Genomic DNA, 2,317 nt, shown 5'->3' with positions numbered 1-2,317 from the left:
TAGGGTCTGTACCTAATTAGCGCGCTCTGATTCTCTTGCACCCGAACTGATTCGGCACGGGGGCTTTGATGCGCAAGGGGCTGTTCTGGCTCAACGACAAGCAGTGGGCTCAGATAAAGCCGCATCTGCCAACGAACCAGACCGGACCGGAGCGCGAAGATGATCGACGCATCATCAGCGGTATCATCCACATGCTTCAGTGTGGCGCGCGCTGGCGCGATTGCCCGCCCGACTTTGGTCCTTACACGACGATCTACAATCGGTTCAATCGCTGGGCCAAGCGCGGACATTGGCAGGCGATCTTTGAAGCGCTCGCCCGCTGCGGCAAGGATGGCGTGACTTTGTCCATCGACTCCACCTCGATCAAGGCGCATCGCTCGGCGAGCGGCGGAAAAGGGGGGAACATGAACAGGCGATCGGCCGCTCGCGCGGCGGGCGGACCACGAAAATCCACGCGCTGAGCGACCCTGATTGCAAACCCTGCGCATTTCATCTCACTCCGGGCCAGGACGCAGATATTGCCGCAGCGCCGGCCCTTTTGGAACTCGCGCCGCCCATGTCTGCCCTCATTGGGGACAAAGGCTACGACGGCGACGGCTTTCGCGCCGAAATCGTCAATCGTGGCGCCAAGCCCGTCATTCCAAACAAATCCAACAGGGTGACCTTCCACAACTTCAGCAAGCGCATCTATAAAGGGCGCAATGTTATCGAGCGTTGCTTCTGCCGGCTCAAGGATTTCAGGCGTGTCGCAACTCGTTACGATAAACTCGCCAGAAACTTCTTGGCTGCCGTCCACATCGCAGCCATCGTCGCCTATTGGATCAATTGAGTCTGGACCCTAGCACGCGTTGCGCTCAAACGTGAGAAGGGGCTCACGGTACCGCGCTGCAAGGTGACCTGCACTTCTTCGCCAGTGATGGATAACCGACATCGATCTGACTTGCGAGAAACCATCGAGCAAACAAGAAAGGGGCCATGTCACTCAGCGTACACTGCCCCTCGTGCTGCCTCGCTCAAGTACGAGCGCGTCATGCCCCTGCTCGCAAACCCGGGCCCACCGAGCAAGCACGCGCTGAAGAACCATCTGACATGACCTACGTGATCGATTACCGGCGGCGCCAACATCTACATGTCGGCGGAGTTTCGCGGATCGGGTACGCGAAGCGAGGGCACGCCGATCATCCCGGAAATCGTAGCCGGATCACTCCAGAAAAGCGTTCTGGAGTCCCGCATGTCCGGCCAATGCCGAAGACATATCGTTGCTAGGTGGATTAGTCTGCGAAACGCGCTAGAGCATGCTGCGTTTATACGGAAACATATCCTGAATTTTTGAGATAATTGGCGCACTCCTCGTTGGAGAAGAGATCGAGGAGTTCGCCGACCTTTCGCCAGGTTGCCTCGACGTCGCGTGGCTCTGCGGCTCGGATCAGGTGTTTGAGTTTGGCGAAGACCTGCTCGATCGGATTGAGGTCGGGACTGTAGGGCGGCAGAAAGAGCAGATGGGCTCCCTTGGCGCGGACGGCGTTGCGCGCCTGCTTTCCCTTGTGACTGCCGAGGTTATCGAGGATCACGACCTCACCCTTTGTCAGAGTGGGCGCCAACACCTGTTCGACATAGAGGGTGAAGAGCTCACCATTGATCGGGCCATCGATCACCCAGGGCGCGCAGATCTGATCGTGGCGCAATGCCGCGATGAAGGTCATGGTCTTCCAGTGTCCGAAGGGCCAGATGCCTGGAGACGCTGCCCACTCGGCCCCCAGCCGCGCAACGGTGCCATGTTGGTCTTGATCCACGTCTCGTCGATAAAGACCAGGCGCGAAGCGTCGATCCTGCCCTGATGGGCCTTCCAGCGCGTCCGTTTACGGGCGACGTCGGGACGATCTTGTTCGGCTGGCAGCATCGTTTTTTTTGAAGCTCAGCCCTTCGGCGTGCACAAACGTCCACACCGCCCGGACGTCTGTCTTGATCCCGCGCACCGCCAGCTCCTGTGTCAGCTTCCGCAAGGTGAATGGCCCCGAGCGAATGCGCTTGCGCAGCCAGTCGGCATTAGCGCCGGACAAAACCGGCTTCTTGTGACCACCGATCTTGCCGGGCGAAACGCCTCCGGTCTCCCGCCGCAGATTCTTCCACTTCGTCACACAGGAAGGACTGATCTGAAGCGCTTCCGCAATCGAACGGACGGTCTCGCCGGCGTCAGCCCGCGCCAGAGCGCGTTCGCGAAGGTCTTCCGAATAGGGTCGCGTCATCCATGCTGGCCCCCGTTCTCCAGCATGGAGTTTGAATCAGAAATCTGTCCCGCTGGGAATCCCGATTCCGG

General features: G+C 59.4%; 1 protein-coding gene and 1 pseudogene. One reads left to right on the top strand and one right to left on the bottom strand.

The annotated features are described in order from the left end of the window. Window positions 1-68: 68 nt before the first annotated feature. Window positions 69-829, top strand: a protein-coding gene (locus tag AYJ54_RS46460) for an IS5 family transposase (protein ID WP_430641378.1) whose coding sequence is annotated in 2 segments (ribosomal slippage) — window positions 69-425 and window positions 428-829 — 759 coding nt in all. Because the reading frame shifts where the segments join, the coding sequence is not laid out codon by codon here. 475 nt (window positions 830-1,304) lie between these two features. Here the strand turns inward: AYJ54_RS46460 and AYJ54_RS46455 are convergent. Continuing rightward, window positions 1,305-2,246: pseudogene (locus AYJ54_RS46455) on the bottom strand (IS630 family transposase). Window positions 2,247-2,317 lie beyond the last annotated feature (71 nt).

This window comes from Bradyrhizobium centrolobii (genome assembly GCF_001641635.1).
In the GTDB taxonomy this organism is placed as follows: domain Bacteria; phylum Pseudomonadota; class Alphaproteobacteria; order Rhizobiales; family Xanthobacteraceae; genus Bradyrhizobium; species Bradyrhizobium centrolobii.
The sequence above is the reverse complement of the archived record's forward strand: the minus strand, read 5'-3'. Positions and strand labels throughout refer to the sequence as shown.